This is a genomic window from Natronomonas moolapensis 8.8.11 (genome assembly GCF_000591055.1).
GTDB lineage: Archaea > Halobacteriota > Halobacteria > Halobacteriales > Haloarculaceae > Natronomonas > Natronomonas moolapensis.
The window spans coordinates 410123-435408 of record NC_020388.1; the positions used below are offsets into that span (position 1 = coordinate 410123).

A 25286-nucleotide genomic window follows, 5' to 3' on the forward strand; every position below is an offset into this window, starting at 1 on the left:
CCGAACCCACACGAAACGGAGCGCACACGAACACAGAGCGCAGCGCACGCGATCGCGTCAGCGATCACGGCGACGGTCGCCGCCGATGGGGGATATTAATACCCCGCAGAACGCTGTTCGAATATATGTTCGAGAAGGACGACCTCTACACGAACGCGCTGCACGCCGGCCAGCAGGCCGACCCGGCCACGGGCGCTCGAGCGCCGCCGATCTACCAGACGACGTCCTACGAGTTCGAGGACGCCGACCACGCCGCCGATCTGTTCGGACTCCGCGAGGTCGGCAACATCTACTCGCGCATCATGAACCCGACCAACGCGGTCCTCGAGGAGCGGCTGGCGGCGCTCGAGGGCGGCGTGGCGGGCCTCGCCACCTCGTCGGGGATGGCGTCATTCGATCTGGCGACGTTCATCCTCGCCTCGGCGGGCGACAACATCGTCTCGTCGTCGTCGCTGTACGGGGGCACGTACACGTACCTGACTCACACCGTCGAGCGCCGGGGTGTCGAGACGCGGTTCGTCGACACGCTCGATTACGACGCCTACGAGGAGGCGATCGACGAGGACACGGCCTACGTCCACTGCGAGACGATCGGCAACCCCGCCCTGGTGACGCCCGATATCGAGCGGCTCGCCGATATCGCCCACGACGCCGGCGTCCCGCTGTTCGTCGACAACACGTTCGCGACGCCGGCGCTGTGCCGGCCGATCGAGCACGGCGCGGACATCGTCTGGAACTCGACGACGAAGTGGATCCACGGCTCCGGCACCACCGTCGGCGGCATCCTGATCGACGGGGGGTCGTTCCCGTGGGCCGACCACGCCGATCGGTTTCCCGAGGTGGCAAAGCCCAACCCCGCCTACCACGGGATCAACTTCGCCGAGACGTTCGGCGACGCGGCGTTCGCCTACGCGGCCCGGACGCGCGGGCTTCGTGACCTCGGCAACCAGCAATCGCCCTTCGATGCGTGGGCAACGATCCAGGGGCTCGAGTCGCTGCCGATGCGGATGGAACGGCACTGCGAGAACGCGATGGCCGTCGCGGAGTTCCTCGACGACCACCCCGAAACGTCGTGGGTCAGCTACCCCGGCCTCGAGGGACACGAGACGCACGCGGAGGCAAGCGAGTACCTCGACGGCGGCTACGGGGGTATGATCACCTTCGGGCTGGAGGACGGCTACGAGGCCGCCAAGGATATGGTCGACAACGTCAAACTCGCGAGCCTGCTGGCGAACGTCGGCGACGCGAAGACGCTCATCATCCACCCCGCCTCGACGACGCACCAACAACTCACCGACGAGGAAAAACAGGCCAGCGGCGTCACGGACGACCTCGTTCGGCTCTCGGTCGGGCTGGAGGACACCGACCGCATCATCGATGATCTCGATTCGGCGATCGAGGCGGCGACGAACTGAGCCGAGAGATCGCTGTCGTTCCGTAGGGCCTATCCGTCATAAAACAGCGCCACGGCCACTCCGGCGATGGCGGCCGTGACGTAGGCCGGACGCTCCGCGACGGCCGATGCGAACCGGGTTGCGGTCGCCGTGTCGAGGGCGACCCCGCCGGCGTCGGCGCCGCTCCCGCCCCCGACACCGAGCGCGACCGAAGTCAAAAGCGCCGCGAGCGCGCCGAGGGCGACCACCACGCCGGTCGCGCTCACCGGGTTGTCGTCGGTCCAGTCGACAAAGCGATACAGCGGCGCGACCACGATCCGGCGGAGTCCCATCGCTGTCGCTACGCGTCCGCCGAAATAAAACCGCACGGGTCGTTCCGCCACAGGTTCACAGTGTGACATCCTCCCGCGGGTAAAGCCGCGGGCCTCCCACCCGGTGTTGGCCGGGCAGGTCAATCCCGACGGTTGGGAGTCTACGGTTTGCTGGACAGTCAGCCAGTGGCTTTGCCACGAAGCCGTTACTCGTACCCCGGAGAGGGCTTCGAGGTACCTGATTGTTTAGTGACTGTCGGCGTGGTCGGCTTACTGTTTGTTTCCGGCTATGAACCGTGGCGACCACCGAGTCAACCGCCAGTTCTCCACGCACGACGTACGGCACGATGGCTTGTAACGTAAATTGTCGGATTCACCTGGTGGCTAAAGCCACCAGTATTCTCCTCGAATCTCTATAAACAGGTGAGCCGGACCCTCGATGGCCGTTTCCTTCTGGATCCTGGTCGCGTTCGCGTCGCCTCCCGTCTCCTCTCGCCCCGTTCTCGGCGTCCGCGCGCTCTCGGCCCACGGTGACGGTGACGGCGGCCGGGCCCCCGGCGACGGCGGTCGTCGCGACGGCGCCCACCAACCGCCCGAAGGAGCCGTTCGGATCGGCGCCGTGGCCGCCGGTGGCGACGCGATCGGCGTCGTGTCGGTCGGCATACAGGAGGGTGGTTTCGGCGGGGCCGCCAGCCTCGACGGCGCTCTCGACCCCCGGTCCTCTGTCGCCGCCCGCGACCGTGCCCGTCCGATCAGCCGGTCGGCTCGCCGCGCAGAGCCGATCCGTTCGTCGTCTAGCTCCAACACGCCGCCCTCGCCCGTGCCGGCGTTCAGCGGCGTGGGGACGCTCGAGACGATCATCGGACACTCGACCCTCGACGACGCGTACGCGAGGGCGTCCGCCGGGAGCGGCGGCCCTCAGAGCACGCCTTCGTCCTCGAACAGTTCCCGCAGCCGGACCATCGAGGAGACGACCACGTCACAGTGAGGCTCGACGGCCGGCTTCGGCTCGTAGCCGACCGCGAGCCCCGCGACCTCGAGCATCGGGAGGTCGTTCGCCCCGTCGCCGACCGCGACCGTGTCGGCCATGTCGACGCCCACCTCGGCGGCGAGGTCGGCGAGGGCGTCGTCCTTCGTGCCCTCGATCAGCGGTCCCTCGGCCGCGCCGGTTAGCGCGCCGTTCCGGATCGGCAGCCGGTTGGCGACGATCGTGTCGACGGAGCTTCGAGTGGATTCGAGCGCCTGCTCGACGCCGGTCTCGAACCCACCGGTCAGGATGGCGACGTGGTGGCCCGCCGCCGACAGAGCGTCGAGGACGTCGCCGGTTCCGGGGCGCAACGCGACCCGACCGAAGGCGGCCTCGACCCGCTCCTCGTCGAGCCCGTCGAGCAGGTCGGCGCGGGCGTAGAGGCTCTCGGCGTACGAGAGCTCGTCGTTCATGGCCTGCTCCGTGATCTCGTCGATCTCCCCGGCGACTCCGGCTTCCTCGCCGAGCAACACCGTCATCTCCGAATCGGAGAGCGTCCCGTCGAAGTCGAACGCGATGAGCATACGATCGCTGCGGGCCCGGGGATCACAAATCGTCCGGTTCGCCGGTTCCGTCGCCGTCGCTCGTGGCTCTGTCTCTGTTGGCCCCATCGACGCCGTCCACGTCACCGCTAGCCCCGAATCCGGCACTCGGCAGGCGAGACACCGCCTGCGCGAGAACGTATACGTAGACGTGCACCCGGGATCGCTGTGGCTCGAATATAGCCGTATATATGCGTATAACGCGGCGATCGCCGTCCCTACGGCAGACCGATGAAGAAAGCGTTATCCCTCGCGCACGGAAGCTTACGCGCATGAAGGTGCTGGTCACGGACCCGATTTCGGATGCTGGGCTCGATGTCCTCCGGGACACCGATCACGAGGTCGCCACGGCCTACGACGCCGCCGGCGAGACACTGCTCGATGCGGTCGCCGACGCGAACGCGCTCATCGTCCGTTCCGGGACGGAGGTGACGCGCGATCTCCTTGAGGCCGCACCGGACCTCGTCATCGTCGGCCGCGCGGGCATCGGCGTGGACAACATCGACATCGACGCGGCGACCGATCACGGCGTCATCGTTGCCAACGCCCCCGAGGGCAACGTGCGGGCGGCCGCCGAACACACCGTCGCGATGGCCTTCGCCACCGCGCGGTCGATACCGCAGGCCCACACCCGACTCAAGGGCGGCGAGTGGGCCAAAGGGGAGTTCCTCGGGACCGAGCTCAACGGCAAGACGCTCGGGGTCGTCGGTCTGGGTCGGGTCGGCCAGGAGGTCGCGAAGAAACTCGACTCGGTCGGGATGGAGCTGATCGCCTTCGATCCCTACATCTCCGAGGAGCGCGCCGAGCAACTCGGCGCCGAACTCGCCGACCTCGAGACGACGCTCGAGCGGGCGGACGTGTTGACGATCCATACGCCGCTGACGCCGGAGACGGCCAACATGATCGGGGAGGCCGAATTGGCCGAGATGGAGGGCGGCTACGTCGTCAACTGCGCCCGCGGCGGCATCGTCGACGAGGCCGCCCTCGCCGAGGCCGTCGACGACGGCATCGTTGCCGGGGCCGCACTCGACGTGTTCGCCGAGGAGCCACTCCCGTCGGACAGCCCGCTTTTGGAGGTCGAGGACGTCGTCGTCACGCCGCATCTGGGCGCGTCGACCGAGGCGGCCCAGGAGAACGTCGCCGTCTCGACGGCCGAGCAGGTGCTCGCCGCCTTCGAAGGCGAACCCGTCATGAACGCCCTGAACGCCCCGTCGATGGACGAGTCGGCGTTCCCCCGCGTCGAACCCTACATCGAACTCGCCGAAACCGCGGGCAAGATCGCGGTCCAGCTTCTCGACAGTCGCGTCGAGACCGTCGAAATCAGCTACGAGGGCGACATCGCCGAGGAGGACGTCGACATCGTCACCGCCTCCGCGCTCAAGGGCGTTTTTCAGCCGCTGGAGTGGCAGGTCAACGCGGTCAACGCCCCCCGGATCGCCGAGGAGCGCGGGATCGAGGTCTCGGAGACGAAACGTCACCAAGCCGAGGACTTCCAGTCGCTCGTCACCGTCACCGTCGGCGATGGCGATCGCGGGATCGGTGTCTGCGGGACGCTGTTCGCCGACGACGACGCCCGCATCGTCAGGGTCGACGGCTACCGCGTCGACGCCATCCCGGGCGGACAGATGATGGTCGCCCGAAACACCGACGAGCCGGGCGTCATCGGCCACATCGGGACCGTGATGGGCAAATACGACGTGAACATCGCCGGTATGTTCAACGCCCGGGAGGTCCACGGCGGCGAGGCGCTGACGGTGTACAACGTCGATCAAGTGGTGCCGGACGCGGCCCGCGAGGAGCTCGAGTCCGACGAACGGATCACGGAGACGAAGTACATCAGCCTGAACGGCTGACTCCGCTCGCTCGGCCGGCGGACACAAAGGACGGAGTTTTACCGCCCCGGAATCAACACCGACCAATGAGCGAAGACGGCGAGCAGTCCGAGAAACAAAAATACGAGTTCCAGAAGGTCATCGAGGAGCTCGACGACTACTCGGGGTCGGGGACCCAACTCGTCACGATCTACATCCCGGAGGACAGGCTGATAAGCGACGTCGTCGCCCACGTCACCCAAGAGCACAGCGAAGCGTCGAACATCAAATCCAAGCAGACCCGAACCGCGGTCCAGGACGCCCTCAAGAGCATCAAGGATCGCCTGAAATACTACGACGTTCATCCCCCAGAGAACGGGATGGTGCTCTTCTCGGGGGCGGTCGATTCGGGTGGCGGCCGAACGGAGATGGTGACCGAGGTGCTCGAGTCCCCACCCGACCCGATCGAGTCGTTCCGGTATCACTGCGACTCGCACTTTCTGACCGAGCCGCTCCAGGAGATGCTCGGCGACAAGGGCCTCTACGGGCTCGTCGTCCTCGACCGTCGGGAGGCTAACGTCGGCTGGCTGAAGGGCAAACGCGTCGAGCCGGTCAAGTCCGCCTCCTCGCTCGTCCCCGGCAAGCAGCGAAAGGGCGGCCAGTCGGCCCAGCGGTTCGCCCGGCTCCGCCTCGAAGCGATCGACAACTTCTATCAGGAGGTCGCCGGCATGGCCGACGACCTCTTCGTGCCGAAGCGTCACGAGATGGACGGCATCCTGGTCGGCGGTCCCTCGCCGACGAAAGACGAGTTCCTCGACGGCGAGTATCTCCATCACGAACTCGGCGACATGGTGCTCGGGAAGTTCGACGTCTCATACACCGACGAGTCCGGGCTCTATGACCTCGTCGATGCCGCCGAGGACGTCCTCGCCGAGACGGAGGTAATGAAGGACAAAGCCGAGATGGAGGAGTTCTTCGAGCAGCTCCACGACGGCGGGAAGGCGACCTACGGCTTCGATGCGACCAGACAGAACCTCATGATGGGTTCGGTCGACCGGCTCTTGATAAGCGAGGATCTCCGGAAAGCGGTCGTCACCTACGACTGTGGCGGCCGCGAGGAGTTCGAACTCGTCGACAACCGCGCGGAGACGCCGACACACACCTGCGAGAACGGCGGCGAGGGCGAGGCCGTCGAGCGCGAGGACGCCATCGACCACCTCATGGACCTGGCCGAACAGCGCGGCTCGGAGGTGAAGTTCATTTCGACGGACTTCGAGAAGGGCGAACAGTTGCTGACGGCGTTCGGCGGGATCGCCGGTATCCTCCGGTACTCGACCGGCGTCTGAGGCCGCAACGAGTGAATCTTTTTCAACACTGCCGCGAAAGAACTCCGCGTGAGCACGCTCGTCGTCTACGTCGACCGCAGCGGTGAGGTGTGTCACGACGGCCCCGTCGTCGGGTGGGAGGCCGTCCAGGCGCTCGTGACCGACGTCGGCCTCGAGGATCCCGAGGACAGCCGGGTCAACTGCCTACTGGAAGCCCTCCACGTCGCCCGCGACCTCCGGGACGGGGGCGAGAAGGCGGTCGTGGCGGTCGTTCCCGGCGGTGGCGACGGGATCAACAGCCACCGCGCCGTCGCCCGTGGCGTCGAGCGGCTCCGCTCGGAACACGACCTCGACGGCGCCATCGTCGTGACCGATTCGGCTGGCGACGAGCGCCTCGTCCCCATCATCGAGAGCCGCGTCCGGGTCGACGCGGTCGATCGGGTCGTCGTCCGTCAGTCCCACGACATCCAGTCGACGTACTACCTGCTGAAGCAGTTCCTCGGCGACGAGGAGTTACGTGGGACAGTGTTAGTCCCTATCGGGGCCGCGCTGTTGGCGTTCCCGCTGCTTTTGTTGTTCGCTGACCTCGCGGTGGCGGTATCGGCCATCGCCGGCGTCATCGGCCTGTTCTTGCTTTATAAGGGCCTCGGCGTTGACGCGTTCGTCTCGACGCTGCCCCTGCGGATCAAGGAGGGCCTCTACTCGGGGCAGGTGTCGCTCGTCACCTACGTCGTCGGTGCCGGATTGGCCCTCATCGGCGTCTTCGCCGGCGGGATCCGGGCGGCCGGGATGGGCGGCGGCGATCTGCTCGTCGGCCTGCGGTTTCTCTTCGACAGCGTTCCGTGGATGGCCGCGGCCGCAATGGCGGCGGCGACGGGACGGCTCGTCGACGGCCTCCTCGGCGACGAGGGGGTCTCGAGCGCGCTGATGAACCTTCCGTTCGGCGTCGTCGCCGTCGGGCTCGTCGTCCGTGGCTTCACCGGCTACTTCCTCGAACGGTCCACTGCCATCGACCCGCTCGCCGTTCCAGCCGTAGAGGCCGGCGTGGTCTCCGTCGACGGGTTCGTCGTCTCGATTTGGGGCCGACTCGCGCTCTACGTCGCCGTCGGCGTTCTCGTCAGCCTCGTCGGCGTCGGCTTCACATCGCGAATGACGAACGATCGGTCGCTCGAGGAGCTTCCGGAGTGACCGCGGCCGGACATGTCGCCGGGCGATCGACGACGGTTTAGCCGTCGCTCGGGTACGCCCGGTATGAACCCGTGGGTGAGCCTCTTTTCGGGCGGGAAAGACTCCTCGTGGGCGCTGTACCGCGCGCTACAGCGCGGAGCGCCCCTCGAGCGATTGGTTACCGTCCACCCGAGCGGCGACTCGTACATGTATCACGTCCCGGCGACCGAACTCGCCGGACTCGCCGCCGAAAGCATCGGCATCCCGCTCGTCGACGTCCGGCCGGCGGACTTCGACGCGACCGCCGACTCCGCGGAGGGGTCGGGCGAGCGCGGCGACCGCGAACTCGAGCCGCTCGAGGCGGCCCTCGAGGACCTCGCCGCGGAACTGGGCGGGATCGGCGGCGTCACTGCCGGTGCTGTCGAGAGCAGCTACCAGACCGATCGGATCCGGGGGATGTGCGACCGCCTCGACGCGGAGCTGTTCGCGCCGCTGTGGCGAGCGGACCCAAGGGAGTTAGCCGACTCGATGCTCGAGGCCGGCTTCGAGATCACCGTCGTCCGGGTCGCGGCGGCGGGGCTCGATGAGTCGTGGCTCGGGCGGCGACTCGACGCCGAGGCGTTTGCGGACCTCGAACGGATCGGCGAGGAACGCGGCGTCCACCTCCTCGGGGAGGGAGGGGAGTTCGAGACGCTCGTCACCGACGGCCCGCACATGGACCGGCCCATCCGGCTCGAGTACGACACCGAGTTCGACGGGATGCGCGGGACGGTGCGAATCACCGACGCGTGGCTCGGCGCCTCCGAATAGAACCGAGCGGGGGCGAACCGGCCTCGTAGTGGTGTCGGGCGGAGTGGCGAACAGGCGGCACGGACGCTACGACGACCCGTGTGCCGCGCTCGCGGAAGGTTCCGGTCGCGTCGGGGGGTGCCCACGTCCCCGCAACCGCCTCGGCGGGCCGTCGCGTCGGTCAGGTCACGCCGTCGGTGGCCCCGTCTTCGTATGTAAATCCGCGGGCGACGGACGAAAAAACACTTATCGGCGGCTGCTGTCGGTCGAACCAATGAAAGCAGTCGTCCTCGCCGGGGGGTACGCGACGCGTCTGTGGCCCGTCACTAAACACCGGCCGAAAATGTTGTTGCCGGTCGGCAACACGACGGTGATCGACCGGATCTTCGAGTCGCTCGAGGCTGACGACCGGATCGAGTCGGTGTACGTCTCGACGAACGAGCGCTTCGCCTCGGCGTTCGAGACCCATCTTGAGGACAGCGACTTCGAGAAGCCGACACTCTCGGTCGAGGAAACGACCGACGAAGACGAGAAGTTCGGCGTCGTCGGCGCGCTCGCCCAGCTCGTCGACCGCGAGGGGATCGACGACGACCTGCTCGTCGTCGCGGGCGACAACCTCATTGGATTCGACCTCCCGGCGTTCGTCGATTTCTTCGAAGCCGGCGGCACGGCGAGTCTCGCCGCCTACGACGTCGGCGACCGCGAGAAGGCCAAATCCTATGGTCTCGTGGAGCTGGACGGCGACCGCGTGGTCGACTTCCAGGAGAAACCCGACGAGCCAAAGAGTACGCTCGTCTCGATCGCCTGCTATGGCTTTTCCCGCGAGTCGCTCCGCTTCGAGGAGTACCTCGAAGACGGGAACAACCCCGACGAGCCAGGGTGGTTTATTCAGTGGCTCCAGCGCCGCGAGGCGGTCCGCGCGTTCGTCTTCGAGGAGCCGTGGTTCGATATCGGGACGCCCCAGTCGTACCTCGACGCGGTCGCCTGGGAACTCGACGGCGACAGCGTCATCGCCGAGTCGGCGCGCGTCGAACGATCGACGATCGGCGAGAACGTCCACGTGATGCCCGACGCGGAGATCGTCGACTCGACGCTCGACGGCTCGCTCGTCTTCGAGGGGGCCACCATCGAGGGGTGTGAGATCCACGACACGATCATCGACCGGGAGACTCACATCGAGGACGTCGACCTCGCGGGCGCGCTCATCGGTGCGCACACGCAGTTGCGGAACGGCGACGACGGGTGAGGACAGGCATCGGGCTGGAGTAGGCTGCCCCACGCGATCGTGTGGAGCGGGGAGCAGCCATCGGTCCGCTCGGAGAGCGCCGATACCGTTTTTTCGCCCGCCGGCGAACCGGGTGCATGGAGGGCACAGAGCAGACCACTCGACAGCGGATCGCGGCGTTGCTCCGCGAGGAGCCCGCCGAGGCCGGCCGCATCGCGACCGAGTTCGGGATCACGGCGGCCGCGGCGCTGTCACACGTCGAACACATCGCGAAATCCCTGGAGGGTACCGACGAGCAACTGCTCGCGGCACCGCCGGAGTGTCTGGAGTGTGGGTTCGCAGACTTCGACGACCTGATCAACCGACCCTCGAGGTGCCCCGAGTGTAAAGCCGAGAGCGTCGCCGAACCGACGTTCACCGTCCGGTGAGGACTCGTCGGTTGCGTGGCGGTCCCTGCCGGCCCCGCAGTGCTTACGTCGATGGAGGCCGTTCAAACGGTAATGAGACGTGCTGACGCATCGGGAGGCGAGGGCTCGGCCGCCGCCGGCGGCTAGCCACCGATGACCGACGCGAGCGAGGCGGCCGACGGGACGGCGCTCGGAGGGGCCATCGACGCCGAGCGCGCCGGTGAGATCGCGCGCGCGGTCGTCGAGAACGTCCGGGGCGTCATCGTGGGCAACGACGAGGCGATCGAGTTGCTCGTCGCCGGCTTCCTCGGCGGCGGTCATGTACTCGTCGAGGACGTCCCGGGGGTCGGAAAGACGATGCTGGCGCGCGCGCTCGCGGCGTCCGTCGAGTGCTCCTTCGAGCGCGTTCAGTTCACGCCCGACCTGCTCCCCGCCGACATCACCGGCACGAACGTCTACAACCGCAAGAGCGAGTCTTTCGAGTTCCGACCGGGACCGATCTTCGCGAACGTCGTGCTGGCCGACGAGATCAACCGCGCCCCGCCGAAGACGCAGGCGGCGATGCTCGAGGCGATGGCGGAGACCCAGGTCACCGTCGACGGCCGGACGCACCCGATGTCCGACCCCTTCGCTGTCGTCGCGACCCAGAACTCGATCGAACGCGAGCGAACGTACGAACTCCCCGCGGCGGAACTCGATCGGTTCATGCTCCGGTTGCGACTGGGGTATCCTGACGCCGACGAGGAGGCGACCGTCATCGATCGGGCGATCGGCGGCCACGCCATCGAGGCGGTGACGCCGGTCGCGTCGACAGACGAACTGCGAGCCGTCCGGGCGGCAGCCGACAACGTCGAGGTCCGAGAACCGCTCCGGGCGTACGTTGCCCGGATCGCTCGCTACACCCGCGAGCACGCCGCGTTGGGCGCGAGTCCCCGAGGGTCGATCGCGCTGGTCCGGGCCGCACAGGGGCGGGCGATTATCGGGTCCCGCCCGTACGCCGTCCCCGACGATGTACAGGCGATGGCCCCGCACGTCCTCCCACACCGGCTCCGGACCGACCGCGGCGACACCGACGCCGAAGGAATCGTCTCCGACGCCCTCGAGTCGGTGCCGGTGGAGGTGTAGCCGTGACCGCTCTCCGTCGGATTCGCCCGACGCGCCGGGGAACCGGCGTCGCCTTCGCCGTCGCCTTCGCCGGCGCCATCGCCGCGCTCGGGGGCACCCGGTCGCTCGACGCGGTCGCCGTCCCCGCCGCCGTTGCGTTGGTGGTCGGCGCGGCACAACTGGCGCGCGCCGACCGCCCACGGGTCCGGCGGACGGACCCCGAACCGGGCGCGCCCGGGGAGCGACGCGCCGTGACGGTGTCGGTCGACTCCGCGGTCCCCTGTACCGTCGTCGAGCCGGTCGGCGAGAAGCTCGCGGTTGTCGACACCCCGGGCGGTCGGGGCGAGGGGGCAGATCGTCCGGGGGGAGAGACCGAGGTGATAGAGGCCGTCGGCCACGGTGGCACCTTCGAGTACGCCGTCGAACTCGGTCGTCGGGGGGAACATCGACTCGGCCCGGCCCGCTGTCGGCTCGTCGATTCGCTGGGGCTGTTCCGGGCTACGGTCCCCACCGAGGGCGGCACGACGGCGCTCGTTCACCCCGAGATTCGGGCGATCGACCCGACCGCGCTGCCGGCGACGGGCCGGGAGCCGTACGGCGACGACCGATCGACGTTCGATCGGCTCCGCGAATACACCCCCGGCGATTCCCTCCGCGACATCCACTGGCGGGCGAGCGCGAAGCGACCGGACGAGGGGTTTCTGATCGCGGAGTACAGCGGTCGCTCCGGAAGCGCGGGGATCACGCTCGTCGGCGAGTCCGGGCGAGGCGGGGCCGACGCGATGGCGTCGGCGGTCGCGAGCCTCGCGGTCCACCTCGTCGCGGCCGGGGAGACGGTCACCGTCGTCGTCCCCGACGGCGAGCGATCCGCCCGCCCCGGCGAGACAGGGGGCGTCCTCCGAGTGCTCGCGCTGACCGACGGCGGCGAGTGTACTGCCGCCGAACGGGCCCGGGCGGACGTCCGGGTTCGGGCCGAGGGCGGAGCGGCGACGGTCACGGCCTCGGACCGGAGCGTCGGGTTCGACGCCCTCTCGACGCCTCCGAGCCGAAAGAGAGGGGAGGTACCGGGATGAGCGTCGGCGCGGGACGGGCACTCGCCTCGCTTCGGGCCGCAACCGGACGGGCAACCACCGCAGTCGGGCGTCGGGCGGCCCGCCTGCTCGCGCTCGGGGGCGTCGCCGCGGTGCTCGGCGCCTCGGTGGCCGTGCTGTACGGGGTCGTCGTCGTCACCGGCGACCCGGGGACGTTCTCGCTCGTCGTCGCCGGGGCGGCCCTCGCCGGGACGCTCGCCGCGAGGCTGGTTCGGCCGCGCACGGCGACGCTACTCGCGCTCGCCGTCGGCGGTCTCGGGGGGCATCTGTACCTCCGATCGCTGCCCAGCGGCGTCGAGTTCCTCGCCGTGCTCGTGCCGATGCTCGGGGACGCCGCCGCGTTGTTGTCGGGGCTGTCGATTCTCCGGATCGTCAACGCCGACCTCTGGGCGCTCTCGGCGGTCCCGGTGCCGGTGTTTTTGTCGTGGTATCTCGCCCTCCGGCGGCGCTACGTCGCCGCGAGCGCGGTAGCGGGGACCGCACTCGGCGTGTTGGCGCTGACCGGAGACGCGACGACCGCCGAGACGCTCGCGGGGGCCGTCGGCGCGACGGTCGCCGCCGCCGTCGGGGACTGCGATCGCCGGGGCGAACGGCTCGGAAACGCCGACGGCGTCGTCGTCGTGATCGCGGCGATGCTCGTCACGACGCTGTTCGTCGGCGCCCTTCCGGGCGCGTTCGGTTCGGCCCTGCCGGGCGGCGGCGACGACGGGTCGACGATCGAGTCGAGCCTGCTGTACGCCGGCGACAGTCTCGCCGTCGCCGGATCGATCGACCTCTCGCCGGAGCGTCGATACGTCGTCGAGGCCGAGGAGCCGGCCTACTGGCGGGTCGGCACCTACGACCGATACACCGGTGAGGGGTGGGTCCGGAGCGGCTCGACCCGGGGGTACGACGGCCGACTCGCGGGGCCGCCGGGCGAGAGCCGGACGCTCGAACAGACCTACACCGCCGCGTCGTCGATCGCGACGCTGCCGGCGGCCCGGCGGCCGACACGCATCGGGGACGTTCCGGTGCCGGTCCGAGTCACGGACGGCGGGAGCTTCGAGCCGGCGAGCCCGCTGCAGCCCGGCGAGTCCTACCGCGTCGACAGCGAGATTCCCACTGGGCGGCCCGAGGAGTTCCGGGCGGCGGGCACCGACTACCCCGAGAGCGTCGAGACGCGATACACCCAACTGCCGAGCGACACGCCGGATCGGGTCGCCGAGCGGACGGCGCGGCTGACCGCGAACGCCGAGAACCCCTACGACACCGCCCGGGTGCTCGAGTACTGGTTCCGAACGGAATACGAGTACAGCCTCGACGTCGATCGCCCCCGGGGGAACGTCGCCGACGGCTTTCTGTTCGGGATGGAGTCGGGCTACTGTGTGTACTTCGCGACGACGATGGTGACGATGCTTCGGACCCAGGGGATTCCGGCCCGCTTCGCCGTCGGCTACACGCCCGGCGAGGCGGTCGCCGACGACGAGTGGATCGTCCGGGGATACAACTCCCACGCGTGGGCCGAGGTGTATCTCCCGGGCCACGGCTGGATCGAGTTCGATCCGACGCCCCCGACGCCCCGCGAGGCGACCGAGCGGGCGGTTCTCGGCGACGACGACTCCCAGGGGGCGACGACGGGGACCGAAACGGTCGACTCGACGGATGTGGCAGGGGGCGAGGCGGCAGACACACCGACGCCCGGCGTCGGGGGGACGGGCGACGTCGGCGTCGATCCGGTCGCGGCGGCGGATCGACGCGCGGACGGAGACGACCGTTCGCTGCTCCCGTCGGTCCCGCTGCCGGGCCGGGAAGCGGTGGGTGTCGCGCTCGTCGCCGCACTCGTTTTCCTCACCGCCCGTCGCCGCGGTCTCGGACGGCGCGTCTACCGGGCGGTCTGGCTCCGGCGGCTCCCGCGAGGCGACCCTGGCGACGTGGTCGTCGGCGCGTACCGACGAGCCGTCTACCTCGAGGAGCGCCGTGGAGAGGAGATGTGCCCAAGCGAGACGCCAAGGGGGTTTCTCGACGGGGACGAACGCCTCGAGCGGATCGCCGAGCGATACGAGCGAGCGCGCTACGGCGGCGGCGTCGACGCGACGGCCGCGGCCGGGGCACGGTCGGATCTGGCTGATCTGCTCGCGGAGCGCTCTCGGGTGCCGTGGCGTCGCGAACCGCCCGAGGAGGGGTCCCGATAGTGTTTAATACAGCCGTCGTGTAAGCCCGAATTGTAATGTCGGAAGTCTGCTCGACGTGTGGACTCCCTGAGGAACTCTGCGTCTGCGAGGACGTCGCCAAAGAGTCCCAGGAGATCAACATCCGCATCGACGAGCGCCGATACGGTAAGGAGGTAACGGTCATCGAAGGGTTCGATCCGCGGGACGTCGACATGGATTCGCTGTCGAGCGATCTGAAATCGAAGTTCGCCTGCGGCGGCACCGTCGAAGACGATTCGATCGAACTCCAGGGCAACCATCTCGGGCGCGTCGAGGATTTCCTGCAGGAGAAGGGGTTCAATGTCGCCTGAAACCCGATAGCCACGCGTCGAGTACTCGTTTTTGCTTTCTGTCGGCCCGTCGCCGCCGTACCCCTATGCGACACCGACGGTCGCTCGACCGGGGCGCACACCGGAGCCCGAGCGGCCGAACGCGTTCAAAAGGGCGCGTCGGGCCCCTCGCCGCGCGTCGCCGTCGCCTCTCCCTCGGATTCGACCTCGTAGGACCATCCCTCGAGTCCGGATTCCAGCGAGTCGACCCGTCCGTCGAAGCTCTCGAAGGAGCCAATGAGTCGCGCCGCCTGCACGCTCGCCTGCCCGTGCGGACAGACCGTCACGACTCGCTCGTCGCCGTCGAACTCCTCGATCCGCCCGGTCAGTTCCGCGAAGGGGACGTTCTCGCTTCCGGGGATATGCCGCCGTCTGAACTGCCCCGGCGAGCGGATGTCGACGACCCGCGGCGGCGTCTCGGCGTCCAGCAGTTCCTTTAGCTTCTCGGCGGTAATCTCGCCGTCCATGAACGGACATACGTCAGCGCGGATTTAAACGGCCGGGTCGCGAGGGGTTTAAATACCGATGGCACCGCACTCTGGCGACACGTCAGGCTCCCTCGCGTTTAATACGGATATAGTAACCATCGCAAGTGATTACACATCGATCGCACTGCCGTCGTGCGATCGAGTGTGCAGTGTCTTCCGATCGCTACTAAGTGTCGAAAAATCGAGACGATGACAACGGGTATCGGCGGGAACGAACGGGGGGTCACGTCGGTCGTCGGCGTGGTGATGATCGTCGCGCTGACGATCCTTCTCGCGTCGGTGGTCGGGGTGTACGCGTTCGGGCTCTCGGAGGACGCGACCGAGACGCCGAACTTCGCCGCCCTCGAGTTGGAGTTCGAGGAGGAACGCGACGTTATCCGCGACAACGGAAATAAGGAGTACGGCGAGTTCCTCTGGCTGATCGAACTCAGACACACGGGCGGTGAGGTCGTCGACGGCGAGGAGATCGTCGTCCATCTCGATCACGGCGACCAGCGGGTCACCGGGGAGCTCGACGGGGCGCTGACTGCCGGCGAGACCGTCGAGTTGGCAGTGATCCACAACAACCAGAACGGAGGTTATTTTCCGGATGGGTACGAAGATTGTGACGGCACAAACGTGGCGTGTCGGCTAGCGGGCGACGACGGGAACTACCCCGAAACGGACCGGATTCAACTCCGGATGATACACCGACCGTCCGGGACGATCCTCTACGAGGAGACGATCGGCATTTCGGGGACCTACGGCATCTTCAACGGCAACCCCGAGAGCGGCGTCGACATCACGGACGAGACGCTGACGTTCGCGTGAGGTCTCGGACGGTTCCTCTCGTGATGCCCACACACTGTTTATAAATTCCCGTCGGCCTGCGCCAACAGCAACCCCTCGATCGTCGCGTCGTTGGCGGGAGCCGTCCGGGCGAGTTCGAGCGCCTCCTCGACGGGGACGGTCGCGACGTCTAAGAACTCGCTCCCATCGAGTTTCCGTTCGCCCGGGGAGAACCCCTCGGCCCACACGATCCCGCGGGGGTGCCGCAACACCCCCGTCGAACACCAGAAGTCCTCGAGGAGCTCGACCGACTCGGGGACGAGTCCGACCTCCTCCTCGAGTTCGCGCGCGCCGGCGTCGACGTAGTCCTCGCCGTCCTCGACGATGCCGGCGGGCAGTTCATAACAGAGCCGCTCGATAGCCGGCCGGTACTGTTCGACGAGCACGACCGACGGGCCGGCGGGCGCTCCGTCTGCGTCCTCGACGTTCTCGCCGTCCTCCCGGAGCAGGTCCGCCTCGAGGCCGAGGCGATCCGGCTCTTCGACGACCGCGACGATCACGACCGCGGGCGGCAGTTCGGCCCAGTAGTACCGTTTCGTCCGGCCGTCCGGCAACTCGACGAGGTCGTAGCCCCCGTCGTACCAGCCCGTCTCGTACTCGGTTCGAGAGTCGAGCACCGGCCAGTCGTGGTCGGCGGGACTCGGGTCCCCGGCGTCGCCGGTCATTCGTCCGCCTCGCTCCCGTCGCTGCCCGTCCCGCCGTCCCGCCTACTGCTCGCGCCGCCGACGAGTCGGTCCCGGTAGAGCCGGTTGAACGCCATTCGACGGGCGGTACCGACCGCCGCCTCCGGTTCGTTCTGGAACGTCGCCGCGACCGCGGCCCCGGCGGCGGGCGAGACGTGCCAGGCCACGCGCTCGACGGCGTCGCTGCCGGCGACCCGGACGTCGCCTGCGAACGCCTCGTGCCAGGCTTCGAAGGTCTCGCTGTCGGCCACCCGGACGGCGAGTGCCTCGGCGAAGAGCGTCTGTCTGGCGGTCTCGACCACGCTGGCGGTGACCCGCTCGTCGTACTCCGAGCGCTCGAAGTTCATCGCCCGGGCGGTCTCGCGGACGACCGACTGCGCCGTCGGCCCGAGGGATTCGTATCTGTCCGCGGCGTCCGCCCAGGAGTCGGGCTCGCAGCGTCCCCGGACCTCGACCTCTGTCGTGGCCGCGGCGACTCCTTTCTGGTCGTTCCCGCTCGCGTCGGCGGGGCTATCGTCCGGCATCGTCCCCGCCGGCGTCCGTACCCGTGTCCCCTTCGGTCTCCGAGCCGCCACCGTCCGCGCTCTCTCCGCTTTCGTGCATCCGGCGGGTCATCTCGCGGGCCTCCTCGAGCACCGCGGCGGCCTCGTCGTCGATCGGTCCCGAGGTGTCGACGGCGCCGCCGCGGGAGGGGTCGTGGCCTCCGCTCCCGTGGTGGTGTCCGCCGTGGTCGTGTCCGGCACCGCGACCGTGCTCGCCTCCGGCGTCGTCGAACAGCGCCCCCGAGCGCTCCGTCGGCGGATCGGACGTCCCGCTCTCGAGACCGCCCGCGGTGTCCTCGAAGAGCTGCGGGAACTCCGTCTCCTCGACGCGGTCCGACGCGGCGTCGGCGAGTTCGGCCTCGCCCATCTCGGACCACTTCGGGACGTGCTCGTCGAGCCATGCCTCGTGGTCGTCGTCGCCGAGCATCGCCGTGAACGCGAGGTGGTTCGCGAGGTGTCCCGCGTCGGCCTGTGGGTCCGAACAGACGGGGCAAGCGTATCCCATACGCGTCGTCGGGCCGCCAACGGCAAAACGCCTGCGTCCCGCTACGGCGACAGGTGCTTGATCAACACGTGGGCGTCCTCGCCGTCGTCGTAGTACCCGGGTACGACGTGGTGGGGTTCGAAGCCGAACGACGAGTAAAGCCCGCGCGCGGCCTCGTTGCTCCGCCTGACCTCGAGTTTGACCCGCCCGGCACCCGCGGCAGCGAGCGCGCCGAGCGCCCGCGAGAGGAGCCGACGCCCGAGCCCCCGGCGTCGGTGCCCCCGTGCGACCGCGAGGTCTTTGATGTGGCCGATGGGCACCGCCCCCGATTCGATCGTATCGCCGACGACGTAGCCGACGATATCCCCCCCGGCCTCGGTCTCGGCTACCAGAAACCCTGGCGCGCCGAGGAACCGCTCGAAGGCGGTGTATGGCCACGGCTGCTCGAACGAGCGTGCCTCGATCCGGAACACCGACAGGAGGTCCGCACGGACGGCACCCCGGATCTCGCTTCCGGCGCGTGGCTCGGTGCCTCTCACACCCCGGTCGTAGCCGGGATGTCGACATAGGCCTGTCGGCCCCGCGGCTACCGGTACGAACACGGGCGAGCGGGGAGCGGTAGTGTTTAGATAAGCTGATTCCATGCGAAGGCGAACGCTTGTAACCAATTTTCGGCGGTGCTTGGTTCGACGTGGCTAAACGTATTTGAAAATTGGTTTGTCCGTCGTTTTACTTCGCGAAAGACACGTTCGACGGCATTCCGATTCCCATGTGTGACGTGTTGGAATCGGAGCCCGTGTCGATGGCAGGCCGCGTGTAACCACGGTGCACCGTCGACGAGAAAGATCGCGTCGTCAACCTGATGTTTCTCACGCAGTTCTGAGAGAAACATCGAGGATACCGCGTTTGTTCTCGTCGGATAGAGCCGAACATGAAGCAGTCGGTTCGTGTCGGGATCGACAGCAGCGTACAGCCAATACTGCTCAGAGTTGAGCTGAATCACGGTCTCATCGACCGCAACGTGATTCGGATCGGCACCATCGGTCGGCTGTAGATCGGCCTTCTGAACCCACCGATGGACGGTGGTTCGATGGCGATCGACACCCAACCTCTCAAGAATCGAAACGGTATCCGAAAGTGATAAGCCAGCCAAATGAAGTCGGATACCGAGCTTCATCGCCGGCTCGGGTGTCGCCTCTCGCTCCAGAAAATCTAATTCGATACAACCGCTATCGCCGCTGAGGCGGTCAAAGCTGAGCATAGAGCACTCAATCTTTTGACCGCCTCACCCTTCGACCTTATCTCAACACCGCCCGGGGAGCAGCCAGAAGATTCATATGCATACGATTAGAAGTAGCAGACGCACCCGTTTGGGTGCATCCCCACCCCCCACCCCGTTTTCACGTCCCGTAGCGACGGGTCTGACCGAATATAAACACCGATAGATCGGTCGTCGCATAACAGCCGGTCGTACTCTTATAAAACATCGATGGTAGCTACGCTCATCGATCGCGCGGAACCCACGGCGGCCCTCTGACACACAAGGCCGGCGACGCGATCGAACCGGCGACGCGACACGGGATGCGCTCTCCGGGCGCGGCGGACGCCTCGGGGCCGGCGAGACGGCGCTCGCGCGGTTCGCGTCGCTCGGGACGGTGCTGGCGCACGCGAAATAGTCGAGACGCGGCGGCCGACGACGCCGTGGTCAGTCGTCGCCGGGCTCGGGCACCGACAGCGTCGTCGCGTCGCCGGGCTCGAAGCGCCCGTAGTGGACGACCTCCTCGACCGGACGCCGCCCCTTGCGCTCGTTTTCGACGTCGCTTGCGCCCTCTGCGGGGTAGCCGAGCGTAACGAGCATGACCGGCTCGTACCGGCCGGGGATCTCGAACGCCTCGGCGAGCGCCTCGGGATCGAACCCCTCCATCGGACAGCTCGCGACGCCGTGGTCCCAGGCGGCGTACATCAGCGTCATCGCCGCCAGCGCGGTCGAGCGGGTCGTCCAGACCCGACGTTCGGACTCGGGCAGCCCGCTCATTTCCGCGACGTTCTCGAGGAGGGTATCGCGGACCTCCTCGCTCGGGAGGTACTCCTTGGCCAGCCAGTCGTCGAAGACCGCCTCGGCGTGTGCCATCGGGTCGGTGTGGCCCAACACGACGACCGCGGTGTCGGCCTCGGTGACGTGCGCCTGGTCATGACATCCTCCCCGCCGTGAACGGCGGGGTTTCCTCCGTGGGAGTCTCAGCCGGTCTAAGATCCCCCGGAGGCAACATTCCCGTCACGGTGGACGGTACTCGGGTCTGTGCGCTGTTCTTTGGGACGGTGAGAGTGTGGTGACTCCGACCATTCGTGGTCGTCCCACTCGAACCGCACGGGCCGTGCCATCGGCCTGACTGCCTTCTCTGTGTGCCGCTCTAGGAACGTTTCTGAGGCTGTCAGGTCGGCGTGCCCCTCGAACCCACACGGACAGGTGAGTGTGTCTTGGTGCCGTGTCGTTCGGTCTGTCGAACCACATTGCGGGCACTCTTGACTGGTCCATGCTTCCGACCGGACTTCCACCGAGATACCGTATTCCTCGGCGGTACATGCCAGTCGCTCGGTGAATTGCTTGAACGCCCAGAAGTTGTGCGTCTTGGCATTGGTTTTGACTGACCAGTGGGTTTCCAACACGTCGGTCAGGCCACCGATATACACCGTGTCCACGCCTTCGGAATGTAGTCGTTCCAGCAGGTCACGACATAGTGCTTCTTGAGCATGGTCGCGGCGACGGGTTCGCTTCCGATACAGGCGTTCGATACGCTCGCTACTGTATCGTCCTTCTTCGAGCTTCGACTGTAATCGGGCGATTTCTCGTGTCGTCTCGCGGAATCGCTGGAACAACTCGCGGCCTTCGTACAGGTATTGCTCGCCGGTTGTGGTGGTACAGGCGACAAGACTGTTCGCACCAATATCCAGAGCGGCCTTCTCTGAGGCCAGTGGAGTGTCCCGTGTCTCGTCAGAAACAGTCACGGGTTGCGAGGCTCTGAAGGTGTTATCAGTCTCGTCGTACCACAGGTCCAACCGGCCCTGTTTCTCGTAGTCGGGCCAATTCGGGTCGCCAGCGATTTCAAGCCGGAGACGCCCGGTGTGGTCGTATCGGTCTTTCAAATCGCTCCCGACCAGTATCTCAAGCCGGGACCGCTCGCCCCATTCGACGGTGTACGATGTGTTGCGAATGACGGTCTTGAGAATACGTCCATCGTCCTCGTTGCCACGGAAGCCCGGTGGTTCCGGGTGTTCCGTGACTGACGTATTCGACTCGTCGTGGTACTTGTTCTTCGTATCGAAGAACCCGCGCCACGCTTCGCTGTTTTTGCGTATCACCTGTTGGGCGGTAGACGCGCCGAGAACACCTTTGTACTGGCCTTCGAGACGGCCAGTATCGGCGTCCCACACGTCGCCCTCGAAGCCGCCCTCGTCGTTGTACCGCATGAGGCGCTGGTAGTTGACTTCGTTCCAGAGCGCGGCGGAAGCGTCCAACAGGTCGCGTAGCAGTTGCTTTCCGGTGTCGGAAAGCGGTCGCACGGCGAACGTGTTGGTTCGCTTCATACCACAATCGTTTTCACGTCGCAGTGTCAAATAAGTCTTGTGTAACAATGCGACCTGCAATAGATATTTCGTATGGGCTACACGGACGGGTGAAAGACTACGCCGAAGCAAACGATTTGTCGCTCGATGAAGCGTATATCGAAGTGTTGGAAACGGGACTCGAAACGTTGGAGACTCAAGACCAGCAGTAATGCGGCAGTTTCTCACGGGAGCTTACACGATTCACGCCCGCCCTGTTCAGTCCTCGGTTCCGACAGAACGTCGGAACACTCGTCCCTCACGGGAAGGGCGGGACTCTCTCGCTGTTACAGGTAGGCGACCTCCCGCAGCGCCGCCTTCCCGTCGTCCTCGCGCAACACGAGGAACTCCCAGGGCTGGAGGTTGTAGCCGGAGGGCGCGAGCGTCGCCGCCTCGAAGATCGACTCGAGGGTGTCCGCCTCGATCGCCTCGTCGTTGTATTGGTGTACCGACCGCCGCGTCCGCAGCAGTTCGTCGAACTCCATACCCGGTGTATGAATGCAACCAGTATTGGGGGTTCGATCCCGGCGGGACGTACCCGCTTTCGGCCTGTGTGACACACCACCGAGCGGCGTGAAAGACGGCACCGAGACTCACTCCGGGCGCTCGAGGACCGCCTCGGCGACGTCCTCTATGGCCGCGATCGGGACGTCGTGTTCGTCGGCGATCGCTTCGCTCTCCGCGGCCGAGAGCCGCTCTTGCCCGTCCCGCCGTGGGGGCGACCCGCCGGAGACTGGATCGAGCGTCCCGTCGTTGATATCGAGCGACACCGCGTCCCACCGGGTGTAGTGGCCCATCGCGTCGAAGTACGCCTTCGTCGCCCGCCGCTCGTCGCGCTCGAAGTCGGCGGTCAGGATCCCCTCCTCGCCGACGAGTGGTCCGGCCTTGACGATGCCGGCGGGGTTGACCAGCATGCTCCCGCCCGACGCGACGTTGAAGCCGAGTTCGTCCTCGGAGAACGCCTCCGGAACGTCGTCGCTCATGTACGCAGAGCAGGCCGCGACAAACGACTGGGTCTCGAAGGCGTATTCGCGCATCGCCGGGTAGACGTCGCAGGTCTCGACGGCCCCGGCGTCCTCGGCGCGGGTCTTGTCGCCGGGGTGGCCGTGTTGCTCCCAAAACCCCGGCCAGACGGCGGCGTGGATCTCCTCGCCCATCGCCGTGAGAGCGGCCTTCGAGAGCGTCATGTGGTTCTCATAGCAGATCAACCCGCCGAGCGTCCCGAGGTCAGTGTCGTAGGTGGCGAGGCTGGCGGGGTCCCCCCGGCCCCAGATGGCCCGCTCCTCTTGGGTCGGCATCAGCTTTCGGTGTCGACCCATCGACGCGCCGTCGCGGTCGAAATAGAAAATCGAGTTGTACAGCGTCTCGCTGCCCGGTCGCTCGCTCAGTTCGTTGGCCCCCAACGCGAGGTACAGATCGGCGTCCTCGACGGCGTCGCCGAGGACGTCGAGAGCCTCGTCGTCCACCGAGAGGCTGTTCTTCTGGAGATCGATCATCAACTCGGTCCATCGCGGGATCGAGACGCTGCCGCGCCAGTAGGGATACCCCGGAAAGTACGTCTCCGGAAAGACGACGAGGTCTGCGCCCTCCTCGCCGGCCTTCTCGATGTACCGACAGGTCTTGTCGAGAGTCGCCTCCTTGTCGTGGTACACCGGTTCGATCTGTGCGGCGGCGAGCGTGAACGATTCGGCCGGCATAACGTTGGTTTCTCCGGTCGGACAGATAACTGTGCGGAACGGTAATACGTGGCGAGCCGTCCGCCCGAACGCCGGACGGAAAGTCGACGGATCGGATACTTGGCCGGCGCCCGAGGCGAGTCATACTGATAGACGAACTCACATAGAACCGACGCACGAGTGATCCACCGGTCACGCCGTCGAACGGCGTGATCCTCGTACATCGTGTGTACATTCGCTCGTCTATCGGCATCAGAACCGCTCCCACATATAATTCCGAATCCGCTCGACGCGCGCCGCATCGTACGTCCAGACGCTCCGCCAGACGTTCGGGCCGACCTCGACGGCGACGAGCCCCACCCCCCCAGTGTCGTCTCGCGTGACCGCCGATATCGAATCGAGCGCCGCGTTCCCGTCGGGCGTAAAAACGACGACCCACGAGCGCCGGTACTCGTCGGTCGTCCCGGCGTGGGTGGTGACGCCGAGGTCGTCGACGACGTCCGGGTCGTCATCGATCCCGTAGACGTGTGTGTCGACGTCGCCCTCGCCGAGCCACCGGTACATCCGTTGGGTGCCGTACTCGTCGTCGAGCCGCGAGAGCCGCTGGAAGGTGCTGTGGAGTTCCCCGCTGCCGGCGGTGAGCGCCCGGTGTTCGATAAAGCGCGAGATCACGACCAACAGCAACTTCTCCTTGGCCTCGGCCGGAAAGCCCGAGACGACGAACTCGACGTCGTGTAGCCCGGTCAACACCTCCGGAAACGTCCCGCGTTCGGACTGTCGCGTGCTGGTCCGATACCGGTCGACGTTCACCAGGAGGAACGCCTCCTCGAGGGTCGAAAGCGGCGTCGTCGCGACGACCGCCCCGTCGGCAACGAGGCAGACGAGGTCCTCGGGGCCGTCTGGAATCTGTCGCTCCTCGACGGTCACCGACTGGTCGTCGAACGCCTCAGCGAGCATCTCGACGAGCGGTCTCGGCTCCGTACGGTTCACGAGAAGCAGCGTGCGTTCGGAGCCCTCGGCCGCGTCGACGAATCCGGATAGCGATGCCGGTAGCTCGTCCATCGTCACAGACCTGGACGCCGTGATAGTTAAATTTCGCCCGGAACTCGCACAAAAGTGTCTGACAGCGCCTCGGTGGACTCGCCGCACGGGACGCGGCGGCGCCGAACGTCGCCCGGACAGCACGCCTCACTCCTCGCGGAGGAGGCGATCGACGATCTCGTCGGGATCGAACCGCTCGATGTCCTCATAGCTCTGGCCGGTGCCGAGAAAGAGGATCGGCTTCCCGGTGACGTGGGCGATCGAGATCGCGGCCCCACCCTGTGAGTCCGCGTCGGCTTTCGTCAGCACTGTGCCGTCGATCTCGGCGGCGTCGTCGAACTCCTCGGCACGGTTGGTCGCGTCCTGTCCCGCGACCGCCTCGTCGACGAACAGCGTCATGTCAGGGTCGACGACGCGGTCGATCTTTTCGAGCTGGGCCATCAGGTCGTTAGAGGTGTGGAGCCGACCGGCGGTGTCGCCCAACACGACGTCGACGCCGTTGGCGTCGGCGTACTCGACGGCGTCGTAGATGACCGCCGCGGGGTCGCCGCCCTGCTCGTGGGTGATGATCCTCGTGTCGAGCGCCTCGGCGTGCTCTTCGATCTGTTCGTTCGCGCCCGCCCGGTAGGTGTCCCCGTTGGCCATCACGGAGGAGAGCCCCCGCGACTCGAGCCACCGCGAGAGCTTCGCGATCGAGGTGGTCTTGCCGACGCCGTTGACGCCGGTGAAGACGATCACGACGGGCTTTTCAGCCGACCGGAGCCGCTCTTCGAAGTCGAACTGCCCGACGCTTATGACGTCGCGGAGCGCGTCGCCGATCGCCCGTTCGATGACCTGCTCGCCGGATTCGACCTGTTTTCGGGTGTCACCGACCAGCTGCTCGCGGATGCGGTCGGTGATCTCGCGGGCGACGCCCATCTCGACGTCGCCCTGGAGGAGTTCGAGCTCCAGCGACTCGAGCGGCGCCTCGAGTTCCTCCTCGGTGATGACCGTCCGGCCGGTGGCGGCGAGGGCGGCCTTCTTCGCCAGCCCGGGACCCTCGCCGTCCGCGTCTGGTTCGGACTCGGACTCGGCGTCTGATCCGGGTTCGGCGTCTGGGTCGGACTCAGCGTCGGCTGCCGCCCCCGCATCGTCCGCCGCCTCCGGTTCGGCCGCGTCCTCGGCGTCCGCCTCGGCCTCGACGTCGCTTTTGAACTTGCCGAGTTTCTCCTTCAGTCCGTCGAACATCGC

General features: G+C 67.1%; 26 protein-coding genes and 2 pseudogenes. 13 read left to right on the top strand and 15 right to left on the bottom strand.

The features are described from left to right. The first annotated feature begins 125 nt into the window (after nucleotides 1-125). The gene (locus NMLP_RS02065) at nucleotides 126-1415 is read left to right on the top strand and encodes an O-acetylhomoserine aminocarboxypropyltransferase/cysteine synthase family protein (protein WP_015408466.1); all 1290 of its coding nucleotides are present in this window, start codon (nucleotides 126-128) and stop codon (nucleotides 1413-1415) included. 29 nt (nucleotides 1416-1444) lie between these two features. Here the strand turns inward: NMLP_RS02065 and NMLP_RS02070 are convergent, their stop codons facing one another. Further along, nucleotides 1445-1726 (bottom strand): hypothetical protein, encoded by a 282-nt coding sequence (locus NMLP_RS02070; protein WP_015408467.1) that lies wholly within the window; start codon nucleotides 1724-1726, stop codon nucleotides 1445-1447. 418 nt (nucleotides 1727-2144) lie between these two features. On the opposite strand from NMLP_RS02070, the gene NMLP_RS02075 reads away from it, so the two are divergent. Next, a complete protein-coding gene (locus NMLP_RS02075; RefSeq protein ID WP_049926027.1) occupies nucleotides 2145-2693 on the top strand; it encodes a hypothetical protein in 549 nt (182 codons plus the stop codon). Here the strand turns inward: NMLP_RS02075 and serB are convergent. After that, nucleotides 2624-3256 carry a phosphoserine phosphatase SerB gene (gene serB / locus NMLP_RS02080; protein ID WP_049926029.1) on the bottom strand — a complete coding sequence of 211 codons (633 nt, stop codon included), beginning with the start codon at nucleotides 3254-3256 and terminating at the stop codon, nucleotides 2624-2626. The two genes, NMLP_RS02075 and serB, sit on opposite strands and share 70 nt — an antisense overlap. 22 nt (nucleotides 3257-3278) lie before the next feature. Continuing rightward, nucleotides 3279-3431: a hypothetical protein gene (locus NMLP_RS15345; protein WP_160169574.1), complete on the bottom strand. Its 153-nt coding sequence runs from the start codon at nucleotides 3429-3431 to the stop codon at nucleotides 3279-3281. A 115-nt stretch (nucleotides 3432-3546) separates the two neighbouring features. Between NMLP_RS15345 and serA the strand changes: the two genes are divergently transcribed. The 10 genes from serA to yciH all read left to right on the top strand — a co-directional run bounded on the left by serA (nucleotide 3547) and on the right by yciH (nucleotide 14693). Beyond that, entirely contained in the window at nucleotides 3547-5127 is a 1581-nt protein-coding gene (gene serA, locus NMLP_RS02085) for a phosphoglycerate dehydrogenase (protein ID WP_015408470.1), read from the top strand. 65 nt (nucleotides 5128-5192) lie between these two features. Beyond that, nucleotides 5193-6431 (top strand): peptide chain release factor aRF-1, encoded by a 1239-nt coding sequence (gene prf1 / locus NMLP_RS02090; RefSeq protein WP_015408471.1) that lies wholly within the window; start codon nucleotides 5193-5195, stop codon nucleotides 6429-6431. A 48-nt stretch (nucleotides 6432-6479) separates the two neighbouring features. Further along, complete coding sequence (locus NMLP_RS02095; RefSeq protein ID WP_015408472.1) at nucleotides 6480-7598, top strand: DUF373 family protein; 1119 nt, start codon at nucleotides 6480-6482, stop codon at nucleotides 7596-7598. 63 nt (nucleotides 7599-7661) lie between these two features. Further along, entirely contained in the window at nucleotides 7662-8387 is a 726-nt protein-coding gene (locus tag NMLP_RS02100; protein WP_015408473.1) for a diphthine--ammonia ligase, read from the top strand. A gap of 253 nt (nucleotides 8388-8640) precedes the next feature. Next, on the top strand, nucleotides 8641-9612 hold the full coding sequence (locus tag NMLP_RS02105) for a sugar phosphate nucleotidyltransferase (RefSeq protein ID WP_015408474.1): 972 nt from the start codon (nucleotides 8641-8643) through the stop codon (nucleotides 9610-9612). A 116-nt stretch (nucleotides 9613-9728) separates the two neighbouring features. Next, nucleotides 9729-10019, top strand: coding sequence for a transcriptional regulator (locus NMLP_RS02110; protein ID WP_015408475.1), 291 nt, complete (start codon nucleotides 9729-9731; stop codon nucleotides 10017-10019). Nucleotides 10020-10151: 132 nt separating this feature from the next. Next, complete coding sequence (locus tag NMLP_RS02115) at nucleotides 10152-11123, top strand: AAA family ATPase (protein WP_015408476.1); 972 nt, start codon at nucleotides 10152-10154, stop codon at nucleotides 11121-11123. Between the two features lie 2 nt (nucleotides 11124-11125). Continuing rightward, a complete protein-coding gene (locus tag NMLP_RS02120; RefSeq protein ID WP_015408477.1) occupies nucleotides 11126-12175 on the top strand; it encodes a DUF58 domain-containing protein in 1050 nt (349 codons plus the stop codon). Further along, nucleotides 12172-14364: a transglutaminase family protein gene (locus tag NMLP_RS02125; RefSeq protein ID WP_015408478.1), complete on the top strand. Its 2193-nt coding sequence runs from the start codon at nucleotides 12172-12174 to the stop codon at nucleotides 14362-14364. The genes NMLP_RS02120 and NMLP_RS02125 overlap by 4 nt, the downstream gene beginning before the upstream one ends. 35 nt (nucleotides 14365-14399) lie before the next feature. Then, nucleotides 14400-14693, top strand: a complete 294-nt coding sequence (gene yciH, locus NMLP_RS02130; RefSeq protein WP_015408479.1) for a stress response translation initiation inhibitor YciH — start codon at nucleotides 14400-14402, stop codon at nucleotides 14691-14693. Nucleotides 14694-14818: 125 nt separating this feature from the next. Here the strand turns inward: yciH and NMLP_RS02135 are convergent, their stop codons facing one another. Beyond that, nucleotides 14819-15178, bottom strand: coding sequence for a rhodanese-like domain-containing protein (locus NMLP_RS02135; protein ID WP_015408480.1), 360 nt, complete (start codon nucleotides 15176-15178; stop codon nucleotides 14819-14821). A 210-nt stretch (nucleotides 15179-15388) separates the two neighbouring features. Between NMLP_RS02135 and NMLP_RS02140 the strand changes: the two genes are divergently transcribed. Then, nucleotides 15389-16009, top strand: a complete 621-nt coding sequence (locus NMLP_RS02140) for a type IV pilin N-terminal domain-containing protein (protein WP_015408481.1) — start codon at nucleotides 15389-15391, stop codon at nucleotides 16007-16009. 38 nt (nucleotides 16010-16047) lie between these two features. Here NMLP_RS02140 and NMLP_RS02145 read toward each other — a convergent pair whose 3' ends face one another. The 11 genes and pseudogenes from NMLP_RS02145 to ftsY form a co-directional block, all read right to left on the bottom strand. Continuing rightward, nucleotides 16048-16692: an NUDIX hydrolase gene (locus tag NMLP_RS02145; protein ID WP_015408482.1), complete on the bottom strand. Its 645-nt coding sequence runs from the start codon at nucleotides 16690-16692 to the stop codon at nucleotides 16048-16050. Next, nucleotides 16689-17234, bottom strand: coding sequence for a DUF5809 family protein (locus NMLP_RS02150; protein ID WP_015408483.1), 546 nt, complete (start codon nucleotides 17232-17234; stop codon nucleotides 16689-16691). Before NMLP_RS02150 ends, NMLP_RS02145 begins: the two co-directional genes overlap by 4 nt. Continuing rightward, nucleotides 17221-17757 (bottom strand): DUF5810 domain-containing protein, encoded by a 537-nt coding sequence (locus tag NMLP_RS14000; RefSeq protein WP_015408484.1) that lies wholly within the window; start codon nucleotides 17755-17757, stop codon nucleotides 17221-17223. The genes NMLP_RS02150 and NMLP_RS14000 overlap by 14 nt, the downstream gene beginning before the upstream one ends. 41 nt (nucleotides 17758-17798) lie before the next feature. Further along, a complete protein-coding gene (locus NMLP_RS02160; RefSeq protein ID WP_015408485.1) occupies nucleotides 17799-18275 on the bottom strand; it encodes a GNAT family N-acetyltransferase in 477 nt (158 codons plus the stop codon). 86 nt (nucleotides 18276-18361) lie between these two features. Beyond that, nucleotides 18362-18997 carry an IS6-like element ISNamo12 family transposase gene (locus NMLP_RS14005; RefSeq protein ID WP_015408486.1) on the bottom strand — a complete coding sequence of 212 codons (636 nt, stop codon included), beginning with the start codon at nucleotides 18995-18997 and terminating at the stop codon, nucleotides 18362-18364. Nucleotides 18998-19441: 444 nt separating this feature from the next. After that, nucleotides 19442-19942 (bottom strand): annotated as a pseudogene (locus NMLP_RS02165) (nitroreductase family protein); the annotation flags it as partial. A 41-nt stretch (nucleotides 19943-19983) separates the two neighbouring features. Then, nucleotides 19984-21321 (bottom strand): IS200/IS605 family transposase, encoded by a 1338-nt coding sequence (locus NMLP_RS02170; RefSeq protein WP_015408487.1) that lies wholly within the window; start codon nucleotides 21319-21321, stop codon nucleotides 19984-19986. Nucleotides 21322-21632: 311 nt separating this feature from the next. Continuing rightward, nucleotides 21633-21824 (bottom strand): annotated as a pseudogene (locus tag NMLP_RS02175) (nitroreductase family protein); the annotation flags it as partial. Nucleotides 21825-21932: 108 nt separating this feature from the next. Beyond that, nucleotides 21933-23036, bottom strand: coding sequence for a carbon-nitrogen hydrolase family protein (locus tag NMLP_RS02180; RefSeq protein ID WP_015408489.1), 1104 nt, complete (start codon nucleotides 23034-23036; stop codon nucleotides 21933-21935). Nucleotides 23037-23267: 231 nt separating this feature from the next. Continuing rightward, nucleotides 23268-24077, bottom strand: coding sequence for a diCT domain protein (locus NMLP_RS02185; protein ID WP_015408490.1), 810 nt, complete (start codon nucleotides 24075-24077; stop codon nucleotides 23268-23270). A 126-nt stretch (nucleotides 24078-24203) separates the two neighbouring features. After that, the gene (ftsY, locus tag NMLP_RS02190; RefSeq protein WP_015408491.1) at nucleotides 24204-25283 is read right to left on the bottom strand and encodes a signal recognition particle-docking protein FtsY; all 1080 of its coding nucleotides are present in this window, start codon (nucleotides 25281-25283) and stop codon (nucleotides 24204-24206) included. Nucleotides 25284-25286: the final 3 nt, after the last annotated feature.

Coding starts and splice junctions, on each gene's coding strand:
- NMLP_RS02065 (WP_015408466.1), top strand. CDS start 126: ATGTTCGAGAAGGACGACCTCTACACGAACGCGCTGCACGCCGGCCAG.
- NMLP_RS02070 (WP_015408467.1), bottom strand. CDS start 1,726: ATGGGACTCCGCCGGATCGTGGTCGCGCCGCTGTATCGCTTTGTCGAC.
- NMLP_RS02075 (WP_049926027.1), top strand. CDS start 2,145: ATGGCCGTTTCCTTCTGGATCCTGGTCGCGTTCGCGTCGCCTCCCGTC.
- serB (WP_049926029.1), bottom strand. CDS start 3,256: ATGCTCATCGCGTTCGACTTCGACGGGACGCTCTCCGATTCGGAGATG.
- serA (WP_015408470.1), top strand. CDS start 3,547: ATGAAGGTGCTGGTCACGGACCCGATTTCGGATGCTGGGCTCGATGTC.
- prf1 (WP_015408471.1), top strand. CDS start 5,193: ATGAGCGAAGACGGCGAGCAGTCCGAGAAACAAAAATACGAGTTCCAG.
- NMLP_RS02100 (WP_015408473.1), top strand. CDS start 7,662: ATGAACCCGTGGGTGAGCCTCTTTTCGGGCGGGAAAGACTCCTCGTGG.
- NMLP_RS02105 (WP_015408474.1), top strand. CDS start 8,641: ATGAAAGCAGTCGTCCTCGCCGGGGGGTACGCGACGCGTCTGTGGCCC.
- NMLP_RS02110 (WP_015408475.1), top strand. CDS start 9,729: ATGGAGGGCACAGAGCAGACCACTCGACAGCGGATCGCGGCGTTGCTC.
- NMLP_RS02115 (WP_015408476.1), top strand. CDS start 10,152: ATGACCGACGCGAGCGAGGCGGCCGACGGGACGGCGCTCGGAGGGGCC.
- NMLP_RS02125 (WP_015408478.1), top strand. CDS start 12,172: ATGAGCGTCGGCGCGGGACGGGCACTCGCCTCGCTTCGGGCCGCAACC.
- yciH (WP_015408479.1), top strand. CDS start 14,400: ATGTCGGAAGTCTGCTCGACGTGTGGACTCCCTGAGGAACTCTGCGTC.
- NMLP_RS02135 (WP_015408480.1), bottom strand. CDS start 15,178: ATGGACGGCGAGATTACCGCCGAGAAGCTAAAGGAACTGCTGGACGCC.
- NMLP_RS02140 (WP_015408481.1), top strand. CDS start 15,389: ATGACAACGGGTATCGGCGGGAACGAACGGGGGGTCACGTCGGTCGTC.
- NMLP_RS02145 (WP_015408482.1), bottom strand. CDS start 16,692: ATGACCGGCGACGCCGGGGACCCGAGTCCCGCCGACCACGACTGGCCG.
- NMLP_RS02150 (WP_015408483.1), bottom strand. CDS start 17,234: ATGCCGGACGATAGCCCCGCCGACGCGAGCGGGAACGACCAGAAAGGA.
- NMLP_RS14000 (WP_015408484.1), bottom strand. CDS start 17,757: ATGGGATACGCTTGCCCCGTCTGTTCGGACCCACAGGCCGACGCGGGA.
- NMLP_RS14005 (WP_015408486.1), bottom strand. CDS start 18,997: ATGCTCAGCTTTGACCGCCTCAGCGGCGATAGCGGTTGTATCGAATTA.
- NMLP_RS02170 (WP_015408487.1), bottom strand. CDS start 21,321: ATGAAGCGAACCAACACGTTCGCCGTGCGACCGCTTTCCGACACCGGA.
- NMLP_RS02180 (WP_015408489.1), bottom strand. CDS start 23,036: ATGCCGGCCGAATCGTTCACGCTCGCCGCCGCACAGATCGAACCGGTG.
- NMLP_RS02185 (WP_015408490.1), bottom strand. CDS start 24,077: ATGGACGAGCTACCGGCATCGCTATCCGGATTCGTCGACGCGGCCGAG.
- ftsY (WP_015408491.1), bottom strand. CDS start 25,283: ATGTTCGACGGACTGAAGGAGAAACTCGGCAAGTTCAAAAGCGACGTC.